Here is a 23,668-nt window from a genome sequence, read left to right on the forward strand (position 1 = left end):
ACCCGAGACAGTTCCACTGGGAAGCCAGGACAGCAATCCGTATCACTCCTCGAGCTCCAGAACGCCCGGTCGCTCGAGTTCGAGTGGCCGGTCTTCGCCGACGGCCTCGACGGTCGTCGTCGGCCAGCGGTCGCTTGCGGTGAGTACCTCGAACCCCTCGGCGGTCACCAGTACGGTATCTTCGCTTTTTGCCCCCTGAACCGTCGGGTTCCAGGCGTAGGCCATCGGTATCTCGACGGATGTCTCGCGGTCTGGTGTCGCGACCCACTCCCGGCCGTCGAACCCCGCAGCCCCACCCTGATGGTGACGCTCCCACTCACCAGCGTGACCGACGACCTCGTAGGCGTCCTGGATCGCCTCGAAGACATCGCCCGCGGTTCCCTGCTTCTCACCAGTTGCAGCCTCCTGTGTCGCCACGAGCGCCGTCGCCTCGACGGTCGCTGCGGCCTCGTGGCGCTCTTCGAGCCACGCGGGCGGATCGAAGGCGACGGTCCGCGTGCAGCTCGCGTGAAGGCCGTTGCGCTGTGCGGTCACCGAGACGAGCGCGTAGTCGCCGAGCTCTGTCCGCTTCGGCGTGTAGTGGCGGTACTGCTGGGCGCGTTCGGCGCCACCGACGAGGACGACCGGAGCCTCGATCTCACGGGCCGAGAGGGCGACCCGTAGCGCAGACGCGACCTCGTGTTCGGTGTCGCCGGACTGGAGCTCCCGACAGACCGCCTCGACGGCCGCCGCAGTCTCCCGACCCAGTTCACGGTATCGCTCCCGGTCGCGTTCGGTCAGCGGCTGGCGCAACCTCGTCGGATCGACCGTCTCGGTCCCCGGTGTGTCGATGTCTGTCGCTGCCCGTCCGTCGACGTGGTCGGCGAGTGCCCCGCCCAGCGACGATTCCTGCCACGGGAACCGTTCGGTCGAGATCTCCTCGTCCTCGAGGTCGGGAAGCTCTTCGTCGACGATCCGCTCGAGTTCGACGTTAGTCGCCAGCAGTCGAAACCCACCGTCGTAGCCGATCGCCGCGACGCCACTGTCGCTTTCGCGGTCGACGACGTTGGAACCGCCCGTCAGCCAGGCGAAACTGTTCGGCCGGGCGAACCAGACCGAATCGAGCCCGTTCTCTTCGAGGTACGACTCGAGTCGCTCGCGTTTCTCCATGGCGGGTGCTCGAGAAGAACGCTCTTGAATGCGACGAACCGGGGCTGGACCGACGACGGGCAACCTAAGTACGACGGCTCCTAATCGTCGGTCGAACGACCGTGTCGTCTGACACTACTCCCCGTCCAGGTGTTCGTTCGCTGATCGACCGCCTCGGCTACCACCACCTGCTCGCTTCGACACTGGTGCTGGTCACCGCGACGATCCTGCTGGGCGTCGCCGCGAAAGCGACCGGGTCGGGACTGGCGTGTGAAGCGAACTGGCCGCAGTGTGACGCAGGGCCGTACAATCTGTTCCCCGCGAATCTCCCGAGTTTCTACGAGTGGTTCCACCGCTTCGTCGCCATGTTCGCCGGTTTCGCGATCATCGGCTCCGCCGTCACCGCCTGGCGTACCCCGACCGTCGACAGGCGCGTAACCGCACTCGTCGTCCTCGGAATGATCCTGACGCCGATCCAGGTCGTCCTCGGCTGGCAAACCGTCGCACAGTACACGATGGACATCCTGTCGCTGCACTTCTGGACGGCCGTGCTCATCTTCGGGCTGTTCGTGGTCGCGACCGTCCTGGTCTGGGAACACCGGCTCCGGGCGAGCCACGTGACCGGCGCGCTCGCGCTCGGGGCCGCTGCCGTCCCCTTCCACGTCCTCCTCAGTCCCCCGATCATCGCTGACGTCTCGAGTTACTCGGCGACGGTCCAGATGCTCCAGTACGGTGTGACACTCGCCGTCGTCGCCGCCGCCATCGTCGCCCCGATGGTCGGTCGACGGCAACTCGAGGACGGTCGTCTGACCGGCTACCTCTCCGGGACGGGTGTCTTCGCACTCGTGGTCGTCTTCCTCGGCCGACAGACCGGCATGGCGGTCAGTGCGACGCTCGATCTACTGTACGTCGTCACTGCCGGCGTCCTCCTGATTGCCTTCCTGGCGGGCATCGTCCTCGTTCGACGCCGCACGTAGCCACCGATCGAACGCTTTTCATCCGAAAACGGCGACCAGCGTTGCCGCGATGACGACCGAACCGACGCCCAGCGCCAGCAGCGCATAGTTCGCGACCGGATTCGCTGCACGCGTCACCTCGAGTGAGTAGTGTCGACTCGAGATCGGCCAGAACGGACGGATTCCCATCGGTGTCAGCACGTCGGCGAGCAGGTGCGAGACGATCGACAGCGTGCCGACGACGAACGCGAACGTGACGAGGGCAGTTCCGGCGAGCGGCGATCCCGGTTCGACCAGCACGGCCGCCAGGGCGGCCATCGTGACACCGACGAGCAGGGCGAAGGCGACGGTGTGTGTCGGCCCGCGGTGGGCTACCAGCGGCAGTCGGTGGTCGAGGTCGGGCACCGTCGATAGCGACACACAGACGAACGCGCCGACGAGTGCGACGCCGTCTCCACCGAACAGGGCGACGGCAGTTCCGAGCGGCGCGTACACGAGGAGTGCAGCGCCGTAGTGGCCGGCCTGGTACATCAACTCCGTCTCTGCGAACGCGGCGTATAAATCCAGCGTCACGACGTTGACCGGACGGGCACACGGCAGCGAGCGGTGAAACGGGAACCGCCGATCCTTTTTTGCCGGCGAGCTAAGAATGAGTATGCGGACGAGCCTCACGATTCCCGACGAGACGCTGGCCGAATTCGATCGAACCTGGCAGGCAGAAGGGTTAGACTCTCGCTCCCGCGCGGTTCGCGAGGCGATCCAGGAGTACGTCGAGTCTCACCACACTGTAGAGCGAGCGCGAGGCACCGTCGCAGCGACTATCGTTTTCGACTACGTCCACGACGAAGTCATCGAAGACCTCCACGAGATCCAACACGAGTTCCAGTCGGTGATCGACACGAACTGCCACGTCCACCACGGCGAGTGGTGTCTCGAGGCGATCTTCTGTCACGGCGCGGCCGAGGAGATCCGATCGCTGGTCTACCGGCTAAAAGACTTCGACGCCGTCAGCCGCGTCTCGGTGACGCTGTTACGATCTGACGGCGAGTACTGATGGTCCTTCTCGCGTCCGAGTCGATCGACACCGCGACCGTTATTTGAGCGGTTCCCCTCCACTCACCCGTGAAAAACGTCACCGGCAGAACGAGCAACCCGTTCGGACTCCGGCCTCCCTTCGACCGTACGCCCGACGGTGAACGCACCGCCGTCTTCGGCTACGGTGACGCCAACGCCGACTTCCACGTCGTCGGCGACCACCCCGGCGTCCACGGCGGAAAGCGGACCGGCGTTCCGTTCACCGAGACCGAGTCGGACCGTGGTGTCCAGGACGTCTTCCGCGAAACCGGCTTCGTCACGGGGCCGGAAGACGAACCCGACCTCGAGAACCTCTACCTGAACTACCTCCACATGTGCTGTCTGCCGAACGGCCACGAGCCGACCCAGCAGGGGTACGACGACCTGGAGCGGTACTTCGACGCCGAACTGCGCGCGATCAACGCACACGTCCTCCTGCCGGTCGGCGAGACCGCTACGGACCACGTCATCCGGGAGTACACGACCCAGCGTCGGCGTCTCAACCTCGAGATGGCCGATCTCCACGCCCGCCAGATCCGCGGTCGTGGGTTCATGGTCGTCCCGATCAGGGACCCCACAGCGTGGGAAGACGGCGACCGCGAGCGAATCGGCTCCTCGCTCACGGAAATCCTCGCAAGCGACTACCGGCAGACGAAGGGCGTAGCGACGCTGGTCGGCTGACTCATACGGATTACTGTAGCGATTTACCGGCGCAACCGCCGCCCGGGTCGCGGTTGTGCCGGAAATGACTTACAGTAAACCGTATCAGCGCCCGAAGTGTTTCCTGATCGTCGCCCGCAGCGGAAGCCCGAGCGCGCCCGCAAGCGGAAAAACGAGGAACGCAAGCAGGTCGACGACGAGCGTCGGCGTAAACCCGAGACCGGCAGCGACGAGTACAACTGCAGGTGCAAGCACCGGTGCCACGTACAGATACGACGGTTTCCAGCCCGGCTTTAGCCGTGTCTGGTGAACGATCACCGTAAACAGAAACGGCATGAGGACCGCACCGGCAAGCAGGGGACCGCCGAGCAGCGTCGACGCCGCGACGAGCGCAAGCGACAGCAGGATCGTCTCGTCGATCGATATCGTCTCCCAGGTGTCTTCTCGGCGAACGATCCGATCGAGCGCGACGACGCCGGCGGCAGCGACGACGATTCCGGCAACTGTGCCGTACAACTGGAGCGGAGCGACCGGGAGCGTGACGAGTTCGAGACCGGTCACGAACTCGGTCGTCGTCTGGACGCCGTGCCGGCTACCGGTGAGAACCGTCCAGACTCCGGTGACGTCGGTACCGACGACGGCCAGCTCGGCTGCGATATCCTCGAGTGCAGGCCTGTTCGCTAGGGCGAACTGGGCGATTCCGGACAGGTAAAGCAGGACCGACAGCCAGATCAGCGGCAACGAGAAGTTTTGCCGCCGCCACCACCTGACGACGGCGTTGTCCGTGAGCCGTCCCTTCGAGTCAGCCGTCCGTCGCGGCGATCCGGCAGCACGAGCCGTCCGGCCGCCGTCGCTGGTCGCTGCTTTCGCGTCGGACGGGGTTGCAGTAGAGTGACTGTTCGTACTTTCGTCTACAGCGGCTCCAGCCGAGTTCGACCGGCGTGTCGTTTCGGTGCTGCTCTTCGAGTCGGTTTTCGTCCCCGCGTGGCTGTTCGACGATCCGCTCGAGTTCGTGCCGTCGCTCGTCGACTTCGACGAAGACGTCGATTCCGTCTTCGTCCCACCCTGCCGGGATCGAGACCGGGACGAACCGGCTTTGGTTCCGGTCGTTCGGGACGTTCGAGTGCTCGATCCCGATCCAGTGGTCGAACTCGAAGGAGAATCGGCCGTAGCCGTCGTTCCGTCGTCCGAACTGCGCCAGACCTCCGGAGACGGGATGCCGCTCGTCCGCTTTGCGACGTACTCTTCGTGGCCCAGACGATCGTAGGCCTGTCGTTCGACCGGATCGCCCAGGATCTCGTAGGCTTTCTTGACCGCCGTGAACTGCGCCCGGGCGCGGTCGTCGTCGTTCACGTCGGGATGGTAGACGCGGACCTTCTCCCGGTAGGCGTCTTTGATCTCGTCCTGAGAGGTGTCAGAAGAGATCTCGAGAAGGTCGTAGAAGTCCTCTGTCATGTGAAGATCGAAGACGGTTGACTATGGCGAACAATTATAGATGGAGGGTTATAATTTCAGTGTTCCACTCTGCTCGACACGAGTGCACAGATCCCGACAGCTACACTCTCAACTTACCGGAAATCAGTCAGTGAGGACTGACCACTCGAGCGATTTATCGACTCCTCGTCGAGTTCGGACCCAGACTCGTCGGTTCGAGGTCGGTCGGCGGCGTGTCCCCAGCCGTCGAGACTCGCCTGGTCGGCCGACGCGAACTCGAGGTTTGCGACGCGGACGCCGACCTTCCGGACGGGTTCGGTCTCGAACTCGGCGAACAGTTCCCTGGTGATCCGATCGACGAGGTCGGGGTCGTCCACGGGCCCTGGAAGCGACCGTTCGCGGGTGTTGACATCGTACGGGGGTGTGACGGCCTTGATGCCGACGGTTCTGTAGAGTGCACCCTCTCGCTGTGCGCGGTCGGCGACGGCGGCCGCGAGCGTCTCGATCTGTTCGTACTTCGGCCCCGGGTCGGAAACCGGCTCCGCGAACGCCGACTCCCGCGAGAAACTTTTCGGATCGCCTTTCGGCTCGACGCGACGGTCGTCGTCGCCGCGAGCACGGTCGTACAGTTCACGGCCGCGCTCGCCGAAGCGCTCGACCAGCGGCTCCGGATCGGCGGCGGCGACGTCACCGGCCGTCTCGAGACCCATCTCTCGAAGTTCCCGGGCCGTGACCGGGCCGACGCCGTGGAGCAGGTCGACCGCAAGCGGTGCGAGAAACGCTCGGAGTTCGTCGGGACGAACGACGGTCAGCCCGTCCGGTTTGTCGTAGTCGCTGGCGATTTTGGCCGCGCTCATCGTCGGTGCTGCGCCGACGCTGACGACGATGCCGACTTCCCGTCGAATGCGATCCTTGACGTGGCGGGCGAAGCCGTCCGCGACCTCCCAGGCGGTGCGTTCGGTGACATCTAGGTAGGCCTCGTCGATGCTGACCTCGCGGACGACATCGGCACAGTCGTGGAGAATCGACTGGACCGCCTCGGCGATCGACTCGTAGTAGTCCATGTCGACGGGCCGGTAGTAGCCGGTCTCCTCGCGGATGAGGTCGGGATCGTAGTCGTCGGCGTCGGGGGAAAGCCCAGCGCGGCGAGGGAGACGCTCGAGCGCGGTCGAGATCGCCTGCGCGCTCTCGACGCCGAACTCGCGGGCCTCGTAACTCGCGGTCGCGACCGCGCCGATCGTCTCGCCGGGTTCATAGCCCATCCCGACGACGACGGGTTCACCCTCGAGTTTCGGCTCTCGGAGCCGCTCACAGGCAGCGTAGAAACAGTCGGCGTCGACGTGGAGGACGATCCGCTCTTCCTCCCGTTCCTGCTCGACGCCTGGCAGCCGCGGCCCGTCGGACATTCGTCCCACCAGTCGATTCGTGCGGATGAACGTGAACGTTGCGTCCGCTCGTTCGTTACGAGGTCCAGAAGCCCCGCTGGCGTTCTCCGATCTCCCCGAGACCCATCGCGAGAACATTGCGCCAGTCCTCGGGGTAGGAGTCGTCGACCCCCGGCGTCGGTGCGTCCGGTCCCGGGTGGACGTGATCGCGTGCGTTGTGGTCCGACGGATGGCGGTCCCACCGATGGTCGAATCGTCCGTCCTCGTGATCTTCGTGGTAGTGAATCGAGACGTCGCCGTTCTCGAACCACGCGATTTCAAGACGAACCTCGTCGACACTGCTCGGGTAGAATCCGTCGTCGTAGACGCAGAAGACCCGATCCGGTGCGAACTCGGGCTGGCGTTCGACCCGGGCGAACCGATCGTCGGTAGCGAGTCGCTCCGCGACGACCTCGAGTCGATCGAAATCGGTCGGTGCGCCGCTGTCCTCGTCGGCTGTTCCGTCTTCCCGACTGGTCATACCGCGGTTCGTTCCTCGGTGGCGTTTTCCGGGCCAGCCGTTAGCGCTCGCTCGAGGAGGCCGATCCGCCGACGCGTCGTCTTCCAGGCCGAGGCGTCGTTCCACACGTCTTCCACCGCTCGATCGGTATCCGATGCGTGTTCCGTGATCGAAACCGCATCAGGAGAGTCGACATCGAACGTCTCGCCGTAGCTCTCGTCTCGTTCTCGCTCCGTCTCGAGCCGGGAGAGGAGTTCGTCGGTCGTGTACTCCTCCCGGAGCTTCTGGACGCGCCGCCAGTGTAGGTACTCCTGGTTTCGCTCGTAGGTCGCCGGCGACTCCGTAACCTGGGTGATGATTCCCATTCGCTCGAACCACTCGAGGTACTCCCTCGCCGCGTCGACCCCGTGTCCGGCGCGGTCGGCAACCTCGCTCACCGTCGCCGGACTGTCCAGTCCGAGAACAGCGTCGAAGAAGTCGTCACGCGTCCGATCGCCGGAGACGAGTTCCTTCGGGTCCGTCAGCGCGTCGAAGTCCGGCGACTCCGCGCGTTCGTCGTCCGTCGCCATCAACTCCGGACGGGGCTCTTTCAGTCCGTCTAACCGGCTCGAGGCGGAATAAGTCTTCTCAGTACTGAATATTCCGCGGACCCCACCAACCATGGGCAGCGATAACACAACTTCCCGTTTTGGTTCATTTCCCTCCAGTAGTTGAGAGATTGGCGTTGATGAATACACAGCGCGAATGCAGCATCCTTGGTCGATGAAGAACGGCCATCTATTTATCGACTCTATCCTGTTTCCACTCGGGTAGTCTGTCGGGCACTCCCCGTGCAACCGTTCTTGAGAGCGTGCCACTCTCTGTGTCGATGGTCGCTCCTGGAGAGCGTCAGGAACGGTAGACAGTACGGTAACCGGGCGGTTAGGCGACTCAGGTATATTTGCTCGAACCATATGTTAGGTAATGTCTTCCAATGAATTCACTACAAAACAGAAACTCGTCGCGGAGTTTTTCGGGTCTGCGACGCTCGTTTTCGTCCTCGTGTCGTCGGGGCTGCTTGCCGATGGAATGTTAGGGGCAAGTCCGAGTATCGGCGTGTTGTTTATCGGGCTGGCGACGGCTGGCTGGCTGTTTGTCGTCGTGCAGATGCTCGGCCCGATCAGCGGTGCTCACGTGAACCCGGCGGTCACCATTGCACTACTGGTGACCGGTGATGTGGACGCAAAGACCGCACGTCAGTACATTCCCGTGCAGTTCCTCGGCGGCCTCGTTGGCGTCAGTTTGGCAGGACTCACCTTCGTGAGCACGATTGGATGGGAGGTGTTCGCCGTCTCGGCCGTCGAGCGACCCGCGTCCACTTGGCTGGCCGAGTTCCTCGGCACCGTGTTACTCGCGTCGGTCATCATCTCCTTGATCCGTCAAGAAAGCGAGTTAATCGGTATCGCCGTGGGCTTTACCGTCGGCATGGGGATCATTGGAACCGCCTCGACGGCGTTTCTGAACCCCCAAGTCGCTCTCGCCAGAATCTTCACGTCGGGTATTGCGGGGATCCAACCGTTCGACGCCGTCATGTTCATGCTGGCCTCGGCGCTCGGGGGGATCGCTGCTGGACTCATGTGGCGCTACCTCTGGCCGCGACCGACTCCCCTCGACAGACCGAAACCGGAACCCGACAACGAGAGCGCCCTCGACGAGTTCGCGGTAGAATCGTAGCTGGCCCAGGGAATTTGATCCGCGATGGGGCGAGAACAACGCATTATTTTCAGGTAGTTCACAGTCAGATGCACGGGATAAAGTTGCCAGCGATGTAGAACTCAGTCTTTCTGTCCGGCAAACATCTTCTGATAGAATCCAAGTAGGTCGTTCAGCTACTGCTGTACTCATCCCCTGTATCGGTCACGGCGATTTCAACACGACTGTTGTCTGCCACGTTGAAACGTGTAAGAATCCACGCTAATCCCCATCAGTTGTAGCCACGCCAGCGATGGCCACACTCGGTACACTTGAAAAAGCGCGTCGGCGGTTCGTCAGCCGAAGCCGTCTGCTTGAGCGTGTACCACGCCTCCTGGTTGCCACATTCGTCACAGATCACGTCGGTCGCCTTCGGCTTCCCCTCGAAGTTGGCGTCTTCGCTGGACTCGATCACGTCGTCGTCCGTCTGGGACTCGGTCGTGACGAACTCGTCTTCGCGCTCGCGGTCCCGCTCGCTCGAGCCACCACAGTTCTCGTTGGTACAGACCATGTGGTCGCCGTCGGCTTTCATCATCGATCCGCAATCGTCGCAAAACTGCATGACGGGGCGTACGGGATCGAACGTCAAAAACGCTCGTGGTGTGACCGACTACTCGAGTCGAAGACGAGCACCGTCGCCTGTCGTGACAGGAGCGGGAAGCAGTATCCGGCCGTCGCAGTCACACGCCGAGAGTGCCGCCTCTGCCGCCGCCACAGCCTCGTCGGCGTGATCACGGTCGGTGACGCCGTAGACGACCGGCCCCCACGAGGACTGACCGACGCCCGAGAGGACGGGACACGCCGCGAGTCGCTCGACGACCTCGCCCGCTGGCGGTCGGAAGACCCCACCCTGGACGTCGGTGTACCAGGTGCCGTTCTTGCGGCCGATCTCGCCGATCGCCTCGCCGAAGGCCTCGAGTCGCCCCTCTGTGGCGGCAGGCAGGAGTTTCCGAGTGAGGACGCCAGCGATTTCGTCGGCGACGGTCGGATCGGCGCGTTCGACGACCTCGTGCATGCTCGCGTCCTCGTCGTCGCCGTTGCGGCCGGGTTCGGCGTCGGGAACGACGACCAGGAACCGCCAGTCGTCGGGGAGGTCGTGGCGGGCGACGACCGGCGGCACCGTCCAGTCGCCCTCGGCGGGCGGCCTCGTCGTGAAACGGTTCGTCGGGTGACCGGCGTCGACGACGAATCCGCCGTCTTCGAAGGTCGCGACACCGACGCCGCTGCGGCCGCCCCGGCCCATCGCGGGTGCACGCTCTCGAACCCGCGGCTCGAGATCGTGAGCGTGGGCTGTCGCTGCAAGCACCGTCAACGCGAGTTGGGTCCCGCTTCCGAGACCGACGTGTCGGGGGAGCCGTTCGACCACGTCGATCACGACGCCGGAGACGTCGAGGAGGTCGACCGCACGGCGGGCGTACTCGCGGGCGAGCGGGTCGTCGACCTCGAGGTCGTCTGCGGGTTCGGCGGTGACGGTTACGCGGGGCTGGTCGAGGCCAACCCCGATTCCGCCGTAAATCCTCGCACGCGCAAGCGAGAGATTCTGAAACCCGACGTGGATGCGTGCACCCGCGCTCACGGTCGCGCTCGGCATAGGCGTAGCTAGGAAGCCGCTCCAGAAGGGGTTTTCGACGGAGGCAACGCCTGATACGGGTTACTGTGCCGACGTGCCGTGTAACCGCTTCGGTCGCGGGTGCAACCATCTGAGACGGAGTATCGTCGCCGAGTGCTGGAGTGACCGTCGGTCACGCAGCGGCAACTCGACGGGCGACGTGAGCGGTCGGTGTTCGGTGTCGAACCGGGCTCGTCTCGCGGCTGGCTCGATAGTGATACGGTCTGCTGTCAGTCATTCCCGGCGTGACCGCGAACTCTCCCGCGGTCGCGCCGGAGAATCGTCACAGCATTCCGTATGAAACGTCGCTATCGGTCGACGCCGTAGTCGACGTGGACGTACGGCGTGCTCGAAGACTCGGGCGCGGGGACGCCGTTCCAGTCGACGACGTGGACGTTAGCCATCTCGCCGGAGAACCGGAATCGTTGGACGCCGACGTCGATCGCTCCTTCGACGACGTTTTCGGTAACGATCGTCGCGTTCGAGGCTGGTTCGTCCGCCACCAGCTCGATCTCGCCGTCGACGGCGATCTCGAACGAGGAGGGAACTCCCCGTCCGACGACGGTGACGAGGTTCGGAAGTCGGTCAGTGTCGGTCGGTGCTGTCTGGCTTCGTACCGGATCGTCGCGTGCCATGCTTCGATGAGTCGAATCGTTCGGTATAAGCTTTTTTCCTCGAGAAACGGTCAGAGTGGACGAATTAGGCCCTACAGCGTATAATCTTCTGTGACTGTTCGGTCGATCCGAACGTGCCGTCGACGGTCGAACGGTGCCTGGAAATTGCTCACAGTAGTCCACAACAGAGGTCGACGCAACGTCCGACAGGTACAGGTACCACGAGCGATCCGTTTCTATCCATGACCGTGTCTCCTCACTCGCTCGCTGGTGTGATCATTGCTGGCGGCTACTCCACTCGCTTCGGGGACGAGGACAAGGCCGTCGCTGATCTCGCCGGCACACCGATGATCCGACGGGTCGTCGACCGACTCGCTGCGGTAACCGACGAGATCATCGTCAACTGCCGGAACGACCAGCGCGAGCAGATCCAGACTGCAATCGAGGGGTGTGCCCCAGACGTTCAGTTTGCGATCGATCCGATCGAGGATCGGGGCCCGCTCGCTGGCATCCGGATCGCTCTCGAGACGACGTCTCGCGAGTACGCGGCAGTGGTCGCCTGTGATATGCCGTTCGTCGATCCGGCGTTGCTGTCGTACCTCGCAGACCAGGCCCGGGGTCACGATGCAGCGATCGTTCAGGTCGAGGACCGCTGGTACCAGACGACTCAGGCAGTGTACCGATCCGACACGATGGCACGGTCGGCTGCGGCCGTCCTCGAGGACGACGACCGCCGGATCGTCGCCGCACTCGAGGAGATCGACGTCGTTACCGTCGACGAGAGCGAACTCGAAGAGATCGGCGTCGACAACGTGACGTTCGAGAGCATCGATACGCAGGACGCGCTCGAGACGGCTGCCAGGCGACTTTCGTGAGTCATCGGTGGGGTCCTGCAGCGATAGGCTGGCATACCTCCCGGGCCGAGCCACGGTGATGCTGACACTGACGACTGATACGGATTACTGTACCGATTTACCGGCGCGACCGCCGCCCGGGTCGCGGTTGTGCCGGAACTGACTGACAGCAACCCGTCTGAGCTACCCACGGCTAGCCGTGGATTGTCGTCTCGCACTATCACTTAAACGGCCGCAAAGCCTAGGTGTCAGTGGGACGGTCTTACTCAAAAAGACCCACGAAGGTGCGGGTGAAAAGACGGCATCGTCTCGGGAAGATGCTGCTACTGTGTTGTATTTGTGTTGTCCTGGAAATATAATAACTCTTCATCGACGGGATCGGCTCTGTTAGGTCGTGGGAGAGCAGTTTGGACGATCGCACCCTCTTTCTTTAAAAATGCCCGCAAAGCCATGGCTCCCCACTCTCGTACTGCTAAAAAACACCGCGAAAGTGTGGCTTCATCTTCATAGACCTTTCATCTAAACGAACTACTATGGGAAGGACAACCCAGTCGCTTGACGTCGATAGACGAGGTGTCTTGAAAGCAAGCGGGGTAGCTGCGCTGGCAGCCGGCGTCGGGGGCCGGACGCTGGTACAGGAATCCAGTCCCGCGACTGACGACGAACTCGAAGAGGGGGAAGAAGTAAAGACGATCTGTTCGCACTGTTCTGTCGGCTGTGGGCTGAAGATGGTGGTCGACAACGACGCTGTCGTCGGCCAGGAGCCCTGGGACGATCACCCGATCAACGAAGGAGGGCTCTGTGCGAAGGGGGCGAGCCTGGCACAGACCGTCAACTCCGACCGTCGGCTCAAAGAGCCGATGAAAAGAGGGTGTCATAGAACGAGTAGCACACTAAAGAGCAGGGTGAACGCTGAGGTGGATGAGTTCAGCGACCCTGCAAGATGACCCTTCGGTAGACTCGTTTTTCAATGTCGTGGAGACCGAGACGCTAGCGCTGTTCGAGCACCTTTCCTTCGAGTTTCTCGAAGAGTTCGACGTGTTCGCCCCGGCGGAGACGGGGCGAACACGAGACCACGAACCTCCAGAGCTGATGCGTGGCTTTCTCCACTGCTACTACAAGGACATCTACGGCATTCGCCCCGTTGAACGAGAGCTACGGAATACAGTTGTCTGGCTGAGCTGTGGGTTCGATCGACCGCCGTCGAGAGACGCGGTCGATCGCTTCCTCACCGATCTCGAACACGTCGTTGACGAGGTTTTCGACCACCTCGTCGAGCAGGCCGCCTTGCGGGGCCTGCTCGACTTGACCTACTCCATTGATTCAACTGACGTGAGGGCGATGCCTGCCGATCAAGACGCGTCGAAGTGCTACGATCCAACCAACGACGAGTACTACCACGGCTACGGCTGTACAATCGTCTCGACCGGGCAAAAGATCCCGATTGCGGCGGAGTTCACAGAGAGTAAACAAGCGACAGAGGAGACGGCGATGCGCGTCACCCGTGACGCGCTCGCCGTCGCCAAGCCGATTTGGATGGTCGGTGACAGTGCCTACGACACGCTGGACTGGCACGACCACCTGCTGGCTGCAGGGGTCGTGCCAGTCGCCCCGTACAACGCGCGAAACACCGACGACCCGAAAGATATCGAGTATAGGGTCGAAGACCGTATCGAACAACACAGCGAGGACGTTCAGTTGAAGCAGTCCACGTTGGATGAGACGTACAACCGCCGTACTGGAGTCGAACGAACCAACGAATCAGTGAAGGACTGCGGCCTCGGGCGAACGCACGCCCGAGGCCGCGTTCACGCACGATCGCAGGTGTTCCTCGCTCTGTGCCTTCGTCTCGTCATCGCAATTACCAACTACGAACGTGGAGACAATCCGGGAAGCACCGTGATCACGGTGTGAGAACTCTTCTATGACACCCTTGATGAAAAAAGAAGACGGCGAGTGGGTCCGTCTCGACTGGGAAGAAGCGCTGAGCGAAGCCACCGACGAGTTGGCCCGAATCCGCGACGAGTACGGTGCCGACAGTACGATGTGGATGGGATCGGCGAAGATCAGCAACGAAGAGGCCTACATGTTCCGTAAACTGGCGGCGTTTTACGGAACGAACAACGTCGACCACCAGGCCCGGATCTGTCACTCGACGACAGTCGGTGGGCTGGCAAACACCTGGGGCTTCGGCGCGATGACCCAGTCGTGCAACGACGTCACCAACGCGGACGCAAACCTCATCATCGGCCACAACCCAGCCGAATCCCACCCGGTGATGATGCGCTACATCCAGGAGGCACGGGAAAACGACGGTGACGTCATCGTCGCCGAACCTCGATTCTCGAAGACCTCGGCACACGCCGACACCACCACGCAGTTCCGCCCCGGAACGGACATCGCGTTCATCAACGGATTGCTCTACCACATCGTCTACAACCTAGAGGCCCACGACGAGGAGTTCCTCGAGTCACGGGTCTATCGGTGGGAAGACGCCAAAGAGAACATCGCCGACTACGACCTCGAGACGGTCGAGGATATCACGTGGGTGCCCGTCGAAACGCTCAAAGAAATCGCCGAGACGCTTGCCGAGGCCGACGTAAGCACCGTCGAGTGGTCGATGGGTGCGACCCAGCACACTGTCGGAACGCAGAATATCCGTTCGTTCGCGATTCTCAATCTGGCTCTCGGTGATACTGGCACGCCAGGTGGTGGGAACAATCCCGTCCGTGGACACGACAACGTGCAGGGGGCGACCGACGCCTGCATCCTTTCACACCATCTGCCAGCCTACTACGGGCTCGACAAAGGCGCGTGGGATCACTGGACGAACGTCTGGGATCAGACGCCGAGCACGAGCGGCTCGATTTCGTACGAAGAGATGCGTGATCGGTTCGAGTCCCAGGAGCTGATGGAGAAAAACGGTCTCACGGTGAGTCGCTGGTTCGAGGGCGCACTCGACGACGACGAGCGAAAAGGAGACCTGTACCAGCCAGAACAGGTCAGGGCACTGGTCGTCTGGGGGCACTCGCTCAACTCCCTGAGCGAGCTCAAGCGGGTCAAGAAGGCGATGGAGAACGTCGAGATTGTCATCGGCGTCGATCCGTTCCCGGGACTGCACTCCTCGCTGCCGGAGCGTGAAGACGGCATCATCTTGCTGCCTGCGGCGACGAACCACGAAAGTCGGGGCACGGTTACGGCGACGAACCGTTCGGTGCAGTGGCGCTACCAGGCAGTCACACCTCGACACAACTCCAAGCGTGACTTCGAGCTTCTACAAGAGTTCGCCGACCGACTCGGATTCGGCGAACACTTCGACTACGACGAGATCGAAGACGTCCTCGACGAGATGAACCTCGGGATGCGCTCGATCGGCGCGATCGGCTGGAGGCCCGAGCGCATCAAGGCACACATGGAGAACAGCCACGTCTTCAGCGTCGACGACCTCCAAGCGGAGGTAACTGACGATCACGAACTCGCCGGTGAGTACTTCGGACTTCCGTGGCCGTGCTGGCACGACGATCACCCGGGGACGCCGATCCTGTACCGCGACGAGGTGCATCCTGCCGAAGGTGGCCTCGACTTCCGCGCTCGCTGGGGGACCGAAGGACCGGACGGCGAGACGCTGCTCCGTGATGCCTACGAGCCGGACTGGTGGGACGGCGAGATCGAGGGAGTGCCACAGTATCCGAACTACGCAACGGAACTACCGGACCCGGAGACGCCTGCAGCACCGACGACGTCGATCGAGTACGCGCTCAGCGACGAACATTCGGTGTACGACGCCGCCCAGGCGCTCGACGATGTCGACGAGTCGGAGTTCGAGGCATTCGACAACGAACAACCCGATCCACCGACCGGTCGCGGTCGGGCGCGGGCAGCAGCGTGGAACCTTCCGGACGAAGTTCCAAAACACCGCGAACCGGTCGAAACGCCACGCCCCGACCTCATCGACGAGTATCCCAACTACGAGGCCCAGGAGGACTTCTACCGCCTCGATCTGGACAATCGCGGCAAGCAAGAGGAGTTCCGGACCCTCTCGGAAGACTTGCCACTCATCGTAACCAGCGGCCGACAGGTCGAACACATGGGCGGCGGGTACGAAACGCGAAACACCGAGGGCACCGCGAATCGGTCGCCCATGATGTACGCCGAAATCCACCCACGCGTCGCCAACGAACACGCACTCGAGACCGGCGATTGGGTGTGGGTTCGTACCGAACCTGGCTCCATGCTCGTGCAGGCGTACGTCACGGAGCGAGTGGAGGAAGAAGAGGTCTTCCTGCCGTACCACTGGGGCGGTATCTTCGAGGGCGAATCGTACACCGACCGGTACCCTGACGGGACCGAGCCGTTGGTCATCGGTGATTCGGCCAACATCGGCATGTCGATCGGCTACGACCCCGTGACGAACATGCAGGCGACGAAGACGGGACTCTGTCAGCTCGAGCCTGCATCCGACGACGAGATTCCAGAACTGCCCGAGGAACAACAGGCGTATCAGCGACAGCACGGGTACACGAGGTGATTATCCATGAGTAGTAGTACACCCCGAATCATTCCGAACGTTGAGGCGTGTATCGACTGTGGCGGCTGTGAAGTCGCCTGTATGCGAACCTGGGAGCTCCCCGAGGAGAGCAATCGTATCGGTGTCGTCACCCACGACGAGGGGTTCGAAGGCGACCGGTTCGACGGTGGCGAGACGAGCGTTCCGATGATGTGTTTCCACTGTGAGGAGGCACCGTGTGTGAACGTCTGTCCGACCGACGCCGTCCACCGCGACGAGGAAGGGCTGATCCAGGTCGACAGTGACCGTTGTCTCGGCTGTTCGTACTGTGCGTGGGCCTGTCCGTTCGGCGCACCGCAGTTTCCCGACGAGCAGGATTCGGTCGGCGATGCTGGGACGATGGACAAGTGTACCCTCTGTAAGCCTCGCCGTGAGGAGGGGAAAGAACCCGCCTGTGTCTCGTCGTGTCCGACGGACGCTCTCGTGTACGGGACGTCTGCCGAACTATCGGACGAGGCCCGTAAAGACCTCACCGAGGAACCGTTCTCCGACGAACTCGCCACGGTGGTGTTCGGGGATGAATAATACAGTCTGGTATACCAGTAACTGGGTTCACCTCCGGTGATTCCCATGGAAACGGAACACACCAATCCCTCGCAGGACGGTGACGACCTCCGTGCCACTATCTATCAGTATCGATCGTACGTGGCTGGCGTCCTCACTATCGTCGTCGTCACCATGTTCCTGCTCTGGTTAGACGCGATGTCGGTACCGCTCGCAGAAGCGCCAGTCTTGCGGGACGGCAGTGGAGCGATCGCCAGTGGTGAGATGACCTACAACGCCTACGAACGGCTCTGGCTCGGCGTGAGAGCAGTTCTCGGGCTCTACATCGCGTTCGTCGCGGTGTTCATCTCGGGACTTGCGCTCGTTAGCTGGAAGGAGGTGCTCGAATAATGTCTACCGAAACGGCAACGTCGGCAGGAGCAACCGAAACGTCCGTAATCGAGCGGTTCTCGAGCGCACAGGTGTGGGTCCACGGCGTGCTCGCAGTCAGTATCTTCGTGCTGTACTTGACGGGGCTGCCGATGACGTTTAGCGACCACCTGGGTTGGTTGTTCGCGATCTTTGGCTACGGGAACATCGTCACGCTCCACATCGTCGCCGGCGTCGTGATGATCCTGGCGGCAGTCTACTACGTCCTGTATCTGGCCTTGACGGCGGGAGCCACCGGACGCTGGCGGCTGCCGTCGTTACCGTCCCTGTCGAACGTCAAAGAGGCGATCGCGTACTTCAAGTGGGTGGTTGGCCGCGGCGAGAAACCCGAAGCGGCGAAGTACAACTGGCTACAGAAAGCCGAGATCTGGGTGATTACCGTCGAGTTCTCCCTGCTCATCATTACCGGGCTGCTCCTGTGGTTCCGCGGGGTGTTCGTCTCGCCGGAGTTCCGTGCTATGCTCGGTGGCCACGAGCCCGTAGCCGACGTCCTGCTGTTGATCGTGCGTGACGTACACGTGTTGATCGCCCTGACGGCACTGATGGGGACGACGTTCCACCTCTACATGGTGAACGTCAAAGAAAAGTATCCGTTCAACGATACGATGTTCAAGGGAACGGCTACGGCCGAGCGTGCAGCCCACCACTGGAAAAAGTGGGCCAAAGACAACCTCGAGTCGGTTCCGGACCATCCGGAAACGAAGAGTCCGGACAAGCGGACGCTCGTCGGTGTGACGCTCGCGCTCATGACGTTCTTCATGCTCATCATGTTGGCGACGCTGTTTGCGTCGGTGCTGTCGCCGCTGCCGACCCGTGAGTACCTGGTCGCACTATCGTTCGATCCGCTCACGCAGGGCGTCACCAGCATCGTGTTCTTCATCGCGCTCAACGTCGCCGTACTCGTACTCGTCGGCTCGTTGATCGCGATCTGTTACGGACTCGTGAAACGGGTTCGAGGTGATTACGAATGACTGATACTGAGTCAGAGCGTGGAACGGTGGTCAGCGACTCGCCAGGCACGAACGACGAAGACGCCGTGATCGAGAACGAGCGCGAGACGCTCGCTGCCCTCTACGAGTTCGCCGCGGGTGCGCTGGCCGATCCGCTGGACTCCGATGCAGTCGAGCGAATCGCTGACGCGGGCCTCCCGGAACCCGAGGCGGTTCCCAACGAGCACCTGCAACGTGGGTTCGACCTGCTGGCGAGTTGGCGACGCACGGTCGACGATCCTGAAGAGGTCGCACACGACCTCGAGCGGGTTCATACTCGCCTGTTCGTCGGGCCACAGCCGAAGCTCCAGATCCACGAGTCGTACTACGCCGACGACTTCCTCGGAGAACCGCTCGCTCGCGTTCGGGGGACCTACATGGAACTCGGCATCGAGCCAGCACCAGATCTGCGCGAAGAAGCGGATCACGCGGCTGTCGAACTCGCTGCGCTTGCAGTGCTTACGCACCGGGAATCCGCGGACCCAGCCGAAAAAACCTGGTTCCTTCGGGAACACGGCTGGTGGTTCGACGCCTTCGCGGCCGACGTCGACGACGCGGCAACGAGCGAGTTCTACCGCGCAGTCGGCGCGATCGCAGCAGGCCTGGTTCAGTTCGATGCAAACCGCCACGACGTCGAACTCGAATGTGATCAGTACGACTTTGGCTTCGAGGAGTCAACCGACCACGCATGAGTTCCATCGCACTCGTCTGTGACGCGGGCTCGTCGATCGATCGGCGAGCCGTTGCCGACGCCCTCGAGATCCGGACGGTCACCGGCTCGTCGCTCGAGGATATGCTCTCGGCGGCGCGCCGAGAGATCGAGTCGGAGACGTACGATCGAGTTGCAGTCGTTGCGACGACGGCGGGGGAGCCGACCCGAACGCGCCAGCAGGTCGAGACCCCGCTTCGGGCCGCTGGGGCCGAGACGGTCACCTGGGTCGATCCGAGACTTGCCGCCAGTCGGCCCACGGACGAGCGAGCGAGACTCGTCGGCGCGGCCGTCGAGGCGGCACTGGCAGTAGCGACTCCTCGGTCGACGACACCGGAGCCGGCGGACGATCACGTCGTAGTCGTCGACGACACCGGACTTTCGGCGGACCTCGCGACCCAGTTTCCGGTGACGCTGGTTTCCGACGCAGCCGACTACCGGCGGCGAGACGTCCGAACCGTTCGCGGCTCTCCAGTCGGGCTCCTCGAGAACGGAGCCGGCGACGGAACGGGTGGTGTGACGGTGCTCGTCGATCGTGACGGGCACACCGAACGAATCGCAGCAGATCAGGTCGTCTGGCCGGGATACGACGGCGATCTGGCAGACGCACGCGTCGTCCATACGGCGGCTACGGGCGTTTTGCGGGCTGCGGTTCGCGTCGCCCGGGACCGGGCACGCAAGCCCGTCGCGGTCGACACTAGCCGCTGTGTCGTCGGCCGGAAAGGCATCGACGGCTGTCGGGCCTGTGCGGACGTCTGTCCTCACGATGCCGTGTCGATCGGGATCGACGGTGACGGTACGGTCGAGATCGACGCCGAAGCGTGTACCGACTGCGGTGCCTGTCTCGGCGTCTGCCCGACGGAGGCGTTGCTGTCACCTCGTGGAACCGACCTCGGGGCTATCGGGGATGCGACCCGGAGCGCGCTCGAGACTGCCCAGTCGGACGGTTCTAGCCTCCCGTTCGTCGGCGGTGATTCCGATCCAGTCGTGATCGCGTTCACGTCGGAAACGGTGCTTCCGGCGCTCGTCGAGGCGACTGCTACAGCCGAGGAACCGCCGACGGTTCCAGTGCCAGTCACGGCGGCGAGTCGGGTACCGGCGTCGATGCTCTGTGCGACGGTGGCTGCGGGTGCAAGCGGCGTCGCGCTCGTCGGCGATCCGCGAGCCCCCAGTGAGCCGCTCGAGGAAGCCGTCGACGATGCCCGACAGCTGCTCGAGGCGCTCGTCGACGATGCCCCGGTCCAGGGGGTCGCGACGACCGAGCCGTCGGCGATTGTAGAAGCCCTCGAGGCAGTCGCTCGCGACGACCCGCTCGTCGACGACGCGGACTCGATTCGCGCCCACGCTCAGACGTCGATGGCCCTGTCCGGGACTGCGGCCGATTCGCTTGCAGACGGCCGCCAGACGCAGGTGACGGCTCCTTCGATGGGGTCTGTTACCGTCGCAGCAGACGACTGTACGCTGTGTCACGCCTGCGAACGGCTCTGCCCGACGGAGGCATTCGTTCAGCCAGACGAGACCACGCTCACCTTCGATCCCAGCGTGTGTACTGGCTGTCGCATCTGTGATGCCTGTCCCGAGGACGCCATCGAGGTCGACGATCAGATCACCGTTCCACTCGGGGAACGCGAGACGGTCGTCGAGGCAGACGATATCGTCTGCTGTACCGAGTGTGGCGAACCGTTTGCGAGCGCTGCAGTCCTCGAGAACGTTCGCAGCGAACTCGAGGGAAGCGGAGAGACGGTCGACGAGTCGCTCGAACTGTGTCAGAAGTGTCGGCGGAAGGCAGGAGCGACGAGGTAAACTATGGACACGATAGCTGGATTCCACGGTCGAATCGCGATCGCCGATCTCGGGGCTGAGACAGTCACGACACGGTCAATTCCGGACGGGTGGCTCGAGAGCCACCTGGGTGGTCGTGGGCTCGGTGTCCGGCTGTTGCTGTCGGAACAGCCCGGCGGCGTCGATCCGCTCGGGCCGGAGAATCGGCTCGTGTTCGCGACGGGGCCACTGACGGGGTACGGCGTTTCGGGAGCCGGCCGTCACTGGGTCGGCGCGCGGTCGCCGCTGACCGGCAGCCTCGGCGAGTCGTACTCCGGCGGCTCGTTCGGGCACCTGCTCGCTCGCTCCGGTGTCGACGCGCTCGTCGTCGAAGGGCAGGCCAGTCGACCTGTCGTTCTCGAGGTCACCGACGAGACGCTGGCGCTCGAGTCGGCAGACGACCGCTGGGGGGAGACGACCGACGTCGTCGACGCGACGCTTGCGGGTGAGCCCCGGCGGGCAACAGCAGCGATCGGCCCTGCAGGGGAACGCGAGGTTCACCTGGCGTCGATCATCAACGACAGCGGCCACGCGGCCGGCGGTCGTGGACTCGGTGCCGTGATGGGCTCGAAGCGGCTGAAAGCCGTGGTCGTCGGTGGGTCGGACCCGCCGCCGCTTGGAGAGCCAGAACGGTTCGAGCGACTGCAAAAGCAGTTCTCCCGGCAGATACAGGCGAACGATCGCCTCCAGCAGTGGGCCGAGTACGGCACCACCTCGGCCGTCGAGATCCTCCACGAGCAGGGAATGCTCCCGACGAAGCACTTCGACGGTGGTCGATTCGAAGGAGCGCCGGAGATCGGCGGGGAGGCGCTCCAGGAGTCGCTGCAAGTGGGTCAGCGAGGCTGTCGTGGCTGTCAACTCGAGTGCAAGCCCGTCGTCCAGGGAGAGTGTCGCGGGGTCGAACTCGACGAGGCGTCCGGGCCGGAGTACGAGACGCTCGCCTCGTTCGGGAGCCTGCTGTGTAACGACGACCTCGAGGCGATCGCGCTCGCGAACCAGCGGTGTAACGCCTACGGGATGGATACGATCGGCGTCGGTCACGTGATCGCGACAGCGATGGAGGCCGGCTACGTCGACTGGGGCGACGCCGACGCCATCCTCGAACTGGTCGACGCGGTCGCGTACCGTGACGGCATCGGTGACGTGCTGGCCGACGGCCCGGACGCAGCAGCCGAGGCGCTCGACGTCGACGACCCGGCGACGGTCAAGGGCGCGCCGGCAGCGATGCACGACCCCCGAAAAAAGAAGGGGATGGGGCTCTCGACGGCGACCTCGCCCCGCGGCGCGACCCACATGGAGGGATTTCAGGACTCGCTCGTCGAACGCACCGTCGAGACGGACCTTCCAGTCGAGACTGGACTGGCAGCCGACGGGACCGACGGAAAGCCCGCCGCGGTCGTTACTTTCGAGAACGCCCGGAGCTTCGTCAATTCGCTCGTCTGTTGCTCTCACGTCGTCGTCACGGTCGGTCCGGACCGCAACTTCGACGACCTGCGAGAGCTCGTAGCTGCAGCGATCGGACGACCGCTCCCGATGGCGGAAGCCCTGCGGATCGGTGAGCGAAACTACACGCTCGGGAAGCTCTTTGCCGCTCGAGAGGGTTTCTCGATGGAAGACGATCGGCTCCCGAAGCGGCTCCAGAAGCCGTTATCCGACGACACGGGTGGTCCGGACCTCCCAGCAGCCAGCTTCTCGGAGACGGCACTCGAATCGATGATCCGTGCCTACTACGACCGCCGCGGGTGGACCCGCAAAGGAGTAAAGTGGGAGACACTCGAGCGACTCGGATTGACGGACCTCGTCGAGGGCCTCGAGCGAGCAGTGGCGGACGAAGAGGCGGCCGCTCGAACTACGCCGATTCCTCGCCCACGAGAACGTCCATAATCTTCGACTGGGCGGTCGTGAGGTGTTCGGTGAACGTCGACGGCGCGATGCCGATTGCGTCGGCGACTTCCGTGGCGTTCGATCCTCGTGGATATTCGAAGTAGCCCAGTTCGTGGGCAGTCTCGAGAACTTCTCGTTGGCGGTCGGTCAGTGCGTCGCGGTCGACCCAGACGAGGTCACCCCCTTCGACTCCTCCGGGCCTGTCGATTCCTGCTCGGTGGAGGCGTCGAATACGGACGTTCTGAAACTGCTCGCGGAGCTTTGCGACGACGTCGGTTATCTCGGTGACGTCGAGGGTATAAAACGAAAGCGTCAGCCCGTTTTGATCGACGTGAACCGTTTCGACCGGGAATCCCGACGCTTCGATCACCTGGCAGACACACTCCTGTTCCGGCCTGATAAAACGGTGTCTGGCGTGACTGTCGGTTTCGAACACGGTGTTGATCTCCTCGATGTCGATCGGCGCAACGTCGCTTTCGGTCGTGAACTCTTCAGTGGCCATCGCGGACTTGTCCGGCCTGCTCCAGGAGACCGTCGTAATCGGTCGTTCCGTCTCCCGCGATGCCGAGACGATGGGACACGTCCCTCCATCCTCGACTTCGAGTTCGACTCGAATCCCGTCGCTCATACCGAGCGGTTGGAACGCAGTCCACGTCGTTTCTTAGCTTCTATATACAGGGTTATTTGCGCTCGGAGACGGTGAGGCCGGTTGGCATCTCGAGTCTGGTACCGTTTCAGCCGTCGACCGGCGAGTCGAACCAGCCCACACGACCGAGTTGAACCAGCAGTGCGGGCCTGGTTCGCCACTGGGTTGCAACGAC

General features: G+C 63.1%; 24 protein-coding genes. 14 read left to right on the top strand and 10 right to left on the bottom strand.

The window, feature by feature from the left end; all coding sequences use genetic code 11:
- Positions 1 to 42: 42 nt before the first annotated feature.
- Positions 43 to 1,149: a M24 family metallopeptidase gene (locus NATGR_RS01870; RefSeq protein ID WP_005580246.1), complete on the bottom strand. Its 1,107-nt coding sequence runs from the start codon at positions 1,147 to 1,149 to the stop codon at positions 43 to 45.
- Positions 1,150 to 1,250: 101 nt separating this feature from the next.
- Between NATGR_RS01870 and NATGR_RS01875 the strand changes: the two genes are divergently transcribed.
- Positions 1,251 to 2,105 (top strand): COX15/CtaA family protein, encoded by an 855-nt coding sequence (locus tag NATGR_RS01875; protein WP_005580247.1) that lies wholly within the window; start codon positions 1,251 to 1,253, stop codon positions 2,103 to 2,105.
- 18 nt (positions 2,106 to 2,123) lie between these two features.
- Here NATGR_RS01875 and NATGR_RS01880 read toward each other — a convergent pair whose 3' ends face one another.
- Positions 2,124 to 2,615, bottom strand: a complete 492-nt coding sequence (locus NATGR_RS01880) for a metal-dependent hydrolase (RefSeq protein ID WP_049887835.1) — start codon at positions 2,613 to 2,615, stop codon at positions 2,124 to 2,126.
- Between the two features lie 124 nt (positions 2,616 to 2,739).
- On the opposite strand from NATGR_RS01880, the gene NATGR_RS01885 reads away from it, so the two are divergent.
- Together NATGR_RS01885 and NATGR_RS01890 are read left to right on the top strand one after the other, a co-directional pair.
- Positions 2,740 to 3,138, top strand: a complete 399-nt coding sequence (locus NATGR_RS01885) for a CopG family ribbon-helix-helix protein (RefSeq protein ID WP_005580249.1) — start codon at positions 2,740 to 2,742, stop codon at positions 3,136 to 3,138.
- 68 nt (positions 3,139 to 3,206) lie between these two features.
- A complete protein-coding gene (locus tag NATGR_RS01890; RefSeq protein WP_005580252.1) occupies positions 3,207 to 3,839 on the top strand; it encodes a uracil-DNA glycosylase family protein in 633 nt (210 codons plus the stop codon).
- 84 nt (positions 3,840 to 3,923) lie between these two features.
- Here the strand turns inward: NATGR_RS01890 and NATGR_RS01895 are convergent, their stop codons facing one another.
- The 4 genes from NATGR_RS01895 to NATGR_RS01910 form a co-directional block, all read right to left on the bottom strand.
- Positions 3,924 to 5,273: a J domain-containing protein gene (locus tag NATGR_RS01895; protein WP_005580253.1), complete on the bottom strand. Its 1,350-nt coding sequence runs from the start codon at positions 5,271 to 5,273 to the stop codon at positions 3,924 to 3,926.
- A 113-nt stretch (positions 5,274 to 5,386) separates the two neighbouring features.
- Positions 5,387 to 6,658, bottom strand: a complete 1,272-nt coding sequence (locus tag NATGR_RS01900) for a DNA polymerase Y family protein (RefSeq protein WP_005580254.1) — start codon at positions 6,656 to 6,658, stop codon at positions 5,387 to 5,389.
- A gap of 55 nt (positions 6,659 to 6,713) precedes the next feature.
- Positions 6,714 to 7,157, bottom strand: a complete 444-nt coding sequence (locus tag NATGR_RS01905; protein ID WP_005580255.1) for a hypothetical protein — start codon at positions 7,155 to 7,157, stop codon at positions 6,714 to 6,716.
- Positions 7,154 to 7,729 (bottom strand): DUF7342 family protein, encoded by a 576-nt coding sequence (locus tag NATGR_RS01910; RefSeq protein WP_049887836.1) that lies wholly within the window; start codon positions 7,727 to 7,729, stop codon positions 7,154 to 7,156. The genes NATGR_RS01905 and NATGR_RS01910 overlap by 4 nt, the downstream gene beginning before the upstream one ends.
- Before the next feature lie 370 nt (positions 7,730 to 8,099).
- Here NATGR_RS01910 and NATGR_RS01915 point away from each other — a divergent pair, with 370 nt between their 5' ends.
- Positions 8,100 to 8,849 (top strand): MIP/aquaporin family protein, encoded by a 750-nt coding sequence (locus tag NATGR_RS01915; protein WP_005580257.1) that lies wholly within the window; start codon positions 8,100 to 8,102, stop codon positions 8,847 to 8,849.
- Between the two features lie 250 nt (positions 8,850 to 9,099).
- Here the strand turns inward: NATGR_RS01915 and NATGR_RS01920 are convergent, their stop codons facing one another.
- From NATGR_RS01920 to NATGR_RS01930, 3 genes are all read right to left on the bottom strand, one after another.
- Positions 9,100 to 9,429, bottom strand: coding sequence for a transcription factor S (locus NATGR_RS01920; RefSeq protein ID WP_005580258.1), 330 nt, complete (start codon positions 9,427 to 9,429; stop codon positions 9,100 to 9,102).
- Positions 9,430 to 9,477: 48 nt separating this feature from the next.
- Positions 9,478 to 10,458 carry a beta-ribofuranosylaminobenzene 5'-phosphate synthase family protein gene (locus tag NATGR_RS01925; RefSeq protein ID WP_005580259.1) on the bottom strand — a complete coding sequence of 327 codons (981 nt, stop codon included), beginning with the start codon at positions 10,456 to 10,458 and terminating at the stop codon, positions 9,478 to 9,480.
- Between the two features lie 326 nt (positions 10,459 to 10,784).
- The gene (locus tag NATGR_RS01930) at positions 10,785 to 11,111 is read right to left on the bottom strand and encodes a hypothetical protein (protein WP_005580260.1); all 327 of its coding nucleotides are present in this window, start codon (positions 11,109 to 11,111) and stop codon (positions 10,785 to 10,787) included.
- Between the two features lie 221 nt (positions 11,112 to 11,332).
- Here NATGR_RS01930 and mobA point away from each other — a divergent pair, with 221 nt between their 5' ends.
- From mobA to NATGR_RS01980, 10 genes are all read left to right on the top strand, one after another.
- Positions 11,333 to 11,965, top strand: coding sequence for a molybdenum cofactor guanylyltransferase (gene mobA, locus NATGR_RS01935; RefSeq protein ID WP_005580261.1), 633 nt, complete (start codon positions 11,333 to 11,335; stop codon positions 11,963 to 11,965).
- 512 nt (positions 11,966 to 12,477) lie between these two features.
- Positions 12,478 to 12,891: a twin-arginine translocation signal domain-containing protein gene (locus tag NATGR_RS01940; protein ID WP_005580262.1), complete on the top strand. Its 414-nt coding sequence runs from the start codon at positions 12,478 to 12,480 to the stop codon at positions 12,889 to 12,891.
- Positions 12,866 to 13,858: a transposase gene (locus NATGR_RS01945; protein WP_015233235.1), complete on the top strand. Its 993-nt coding sequence runs from the start codon at positions 12,866 to 12,868 to the stop codon at positions 13,856 to 13,858. The genes NATGR_RS01940 and NATGR_RS01945 overlap by 26 nt, the downstream gene beginning before the upstream one ends.
- Before the next feature lie 10 nt (positions 13,859 to 13,868).
- The gene (locus NATGR_RS01950) at positions 13,869 to 16,472 is read left to right on the top strand and encodes a molybdopterin-dependent oxidoreductase (RefSeq protein ID WP_101932274.1); all 2,604 of its coding nucleotides are present in this window, start codon (positions 13,869 to 13,871) and stop codon (positions 16,470 to 16,472) included.
- Between the two features lie 6 nt (positions 16,473 to 16,478).
- Positions 16,479 to 17,036, top strand: a complete 558-nt coding sequence (locus tag NATGR_RS01955) for a 4Fe-4S dicluster domain-containing protein (protein WP_005576529.1) — start codon at positions 16,479 to 16,481, stop codon at positions 17,034 to 17,036.
- Between the two features lie 45 nt (positions 17,037 to 17,081).
- A complete protein-coding gene (locus tag NATGR_RS01960; protein ID WP_005576528.1) occupies positions 17,082 to 17,405 on the top strand; it encodes a hypothetical protein in 324 nt (107 codons plus the stop codon).
- Positions 17,405 to 18,415 (top strand): formate dehydrogenase subunit gamma, encoded by a 1,011-nt coding sequence (locus tag NATGR_RS01965; RefSeq protein ID WP_005576527.1) that lies wholly within the window; start codon positions 17,405 to 17,407, stop codon positions 18,413 to 18,415. The genes NATGR_RS01960 and NATGR_RS01965 overlap by 1 nt, the downstream gene beginning before the upstream one ends.
- Positions 18,412 to 19,125 carry a TorD/DmsD family molecular chaperone gene (locus tag NATGR_RS01970; RefSeq protein WP_005576526.1) on the top strand — a complete coding sequence of 238 codons (714 nt, stop codon included), beginning with the start codon at positions 18,412 to 18,414 and terminating at the stop codon, positions 19,123 to 19,125. The genes NATGR_RS01965 and NATGR_RS01970 overlap by 4 nt, the downstream gene beginning before the upstream one ends.
- A complete protein-coding gene (locus NATGR_RS01975) occupies positions 19,122 to 20,945 on the top strand; it encodes a 4Fe-4S dicluster domain-containing protein (protein ID WP_005576524.1) in 1,824 nt (607 codons plus the stop codon). Before NATGR_RS01970 ends, NATGR_RS01975 begins: the two co-directional genes overlap by 4 nt.
- 3 nt (positions 20,946 to 20,948) lie before the next feature.
- Positions 20,949 to 22,847 carry an aldehyde ferredoxin oxidoreductase family protein gene (locus tag NATGR_RS01980; RefSeq protein ID WP_005576522.1) on the top strand — a complete coding sequence of 633 codons (1,899 nt, stop codon included), beginning with the start codon at positions 20,949 to 20,951 and terminating at the stop codon, positions 22,845 to 22,847.
- Here NATGR_RS01980 and NATGR_RS01985 read toward each other — a convergent pair.
- Entirely contained in the window at positions 22,813 to 23,475 is a 663-nt protein-coding gene (locus NATGR_RS01985; RefSeq protein ID WP_005576520.1) for a helix-turn-helix domain-containing protein, read from the bottom strand. The two genes, NATGR_RS01980 and NATGR_RS01985, sit on opposite strands and share 35 nt — an antisense overlap.
- Positions 23,476 to 23,668 lie beyond the last annotated feature (193 nt).

The sequence above is a fragment of the Natronobacterium gregoryi SP2 genome (genome assembly GCF_000230715.2).
Lineage (GTDB): Archaea > Halobacteriota > Halobacteria > Halobacteriales > Natrialbaceae > Natronobacterium > Natronobacterium gregoryi.

Coding starts and splice junctions, on each gene's coding strand:
- NATGR_RS01870 (WP_005580246.1), bottom strand. CDS start 1,149: ATGGAGAAACGCGAGCGACTCGAGTCGTACCTCGAAGAGAACGGGCTC.
- NATGR_RS01880 (WP_049887835.1), bottom strand. CDS start 2,615: ATGTACCAGGCCGGCCACTACGGCGCTGCACTCCTCGTGTACGCGCCG.
- NATGR_RS01885 (WP_005580249.1), top strand. CDS start 2,740: ATGCGGACGAGCCTCACGATTCCCGACGAGACGCTGGCCGAATTCGAT.
- NATGR_RS01895 (WP_005580253.1), bottom strand. CDS start 5,273: ATGACAGAGGACTTCTACGACCTTCTCGAGATCTCTTCTGACACCTCT.
- NATGR_RS01900 (WP_005580254.1), bottom strand. CDS start 6,658: ATGTCCGACGGGCCGCGGCTGCCAGGCGTCGAGCAGGAACGGGAGGAA.
- NATGR_RS01905 (WP_005580255.1), bottom strand. CDS start 7,157: ATGACCAGTCGGGAAGACGGAACAGCCGACGAGGACAGCGGCGCACCG.
- NATGR_RS01915 (WP_005580257.1), top strand. CDS start 8,100: ATGTCTTCCAATGAATTCACTACAAAACAGAAACTCGTCGCGGAGTTT.
- NATGR_RS01920 (WP_005580258.1), bottom strand. CDS start 9,429: ATGCAGTTTTGCGACGATTGCGGATCGATGATGAAAGCCGACGGCGAC.
- NATGR_RS01925 (WP_005580259.1), bottom strand. CDS start 10,458: ATGCCGAGCGCGACCGTGAGCGCGGGTGCACGCATCCACGTCGGGTTT.
- NATGR_RS01930 (WP_005580260.1), bottom strand. CDS start 11,111: ATGGCACGCGACGATCCGGTACGAAGCCAGACAGCACCGACCGACACT.
- mobA (WP_005580261.1), top strand. CDS start 11,333: ATGACCGTGTCTCCTCACTCGCTCGCTGGTGTGATCATTGCTGGCGGC.
- NATGR_RS01940 (WP_005580262.1), top strand. CDS start 12,478: ATGGGAAGGACAACCCAGTCGCTTGACGTCGATAGACGAGGTGTCTTG.
- NATGR_RS01945 (WP_015233235.1), top strand. CDS start 12,866: ATGAGTTCAGCGACCCTGCAAGATGACCCTTCGGTAGACTCGTTTTTC.
- NATGR_RS01950 (WP_101932274.1), top strand. CDS start 13,869: ATGACACCCTTGATGAAAAAAGAAGACGGCGAGTGGGTCCGTCTCGAC.
- NATGR_RS01955 (WP_005576529.1), top strand. CDS start 16,479: ATGAGTAGTAGTACACCCCGAATCATTCCGAACGTTGAGGCGTGTATC.
- NATGR_RS01960 (WP_005576528.1), top strand. CDS start 17,082: ATGGAAACGGAACACACCAATCCCTCGCAGGACGGTGACGACCTCCGT.
- NATGR_RS01965 (WP_005576527.1), top strand. CDS start 17,405: ATGTCTACCGAAACGGCAACGTCGGCAGGAGCAACCGAAACGTCCGTA.
- NATGR_RS01970 (WP_005576526.1), top strand. CDS start 18,412: ATGACTGATACTGAGTCAGAGCGTGGAACGGTGGTCAGCGACTCGCCA.
- NATGR_RS01975 (WP_005576524.1), top strand. CDS start 19,122: ATGAGTTCCATCGCACTCGTCTGTGACGCGGGCTCGTCGATCGATCGG.
- NATGR_RS01980 (WP_005576522.1), top strand. CDS start 20,949: ATGGACACGATAGCTGGATTCCACGGTCGAATCGCGATCGCCGATCTC.
- NATGR_RS01985 (WP_005576520.1), bottom strand. CDS start 23,475: ATGAGCGACGGGATTCGAGTCGAACTCGAAGTCGAGGATGGAGGGACG.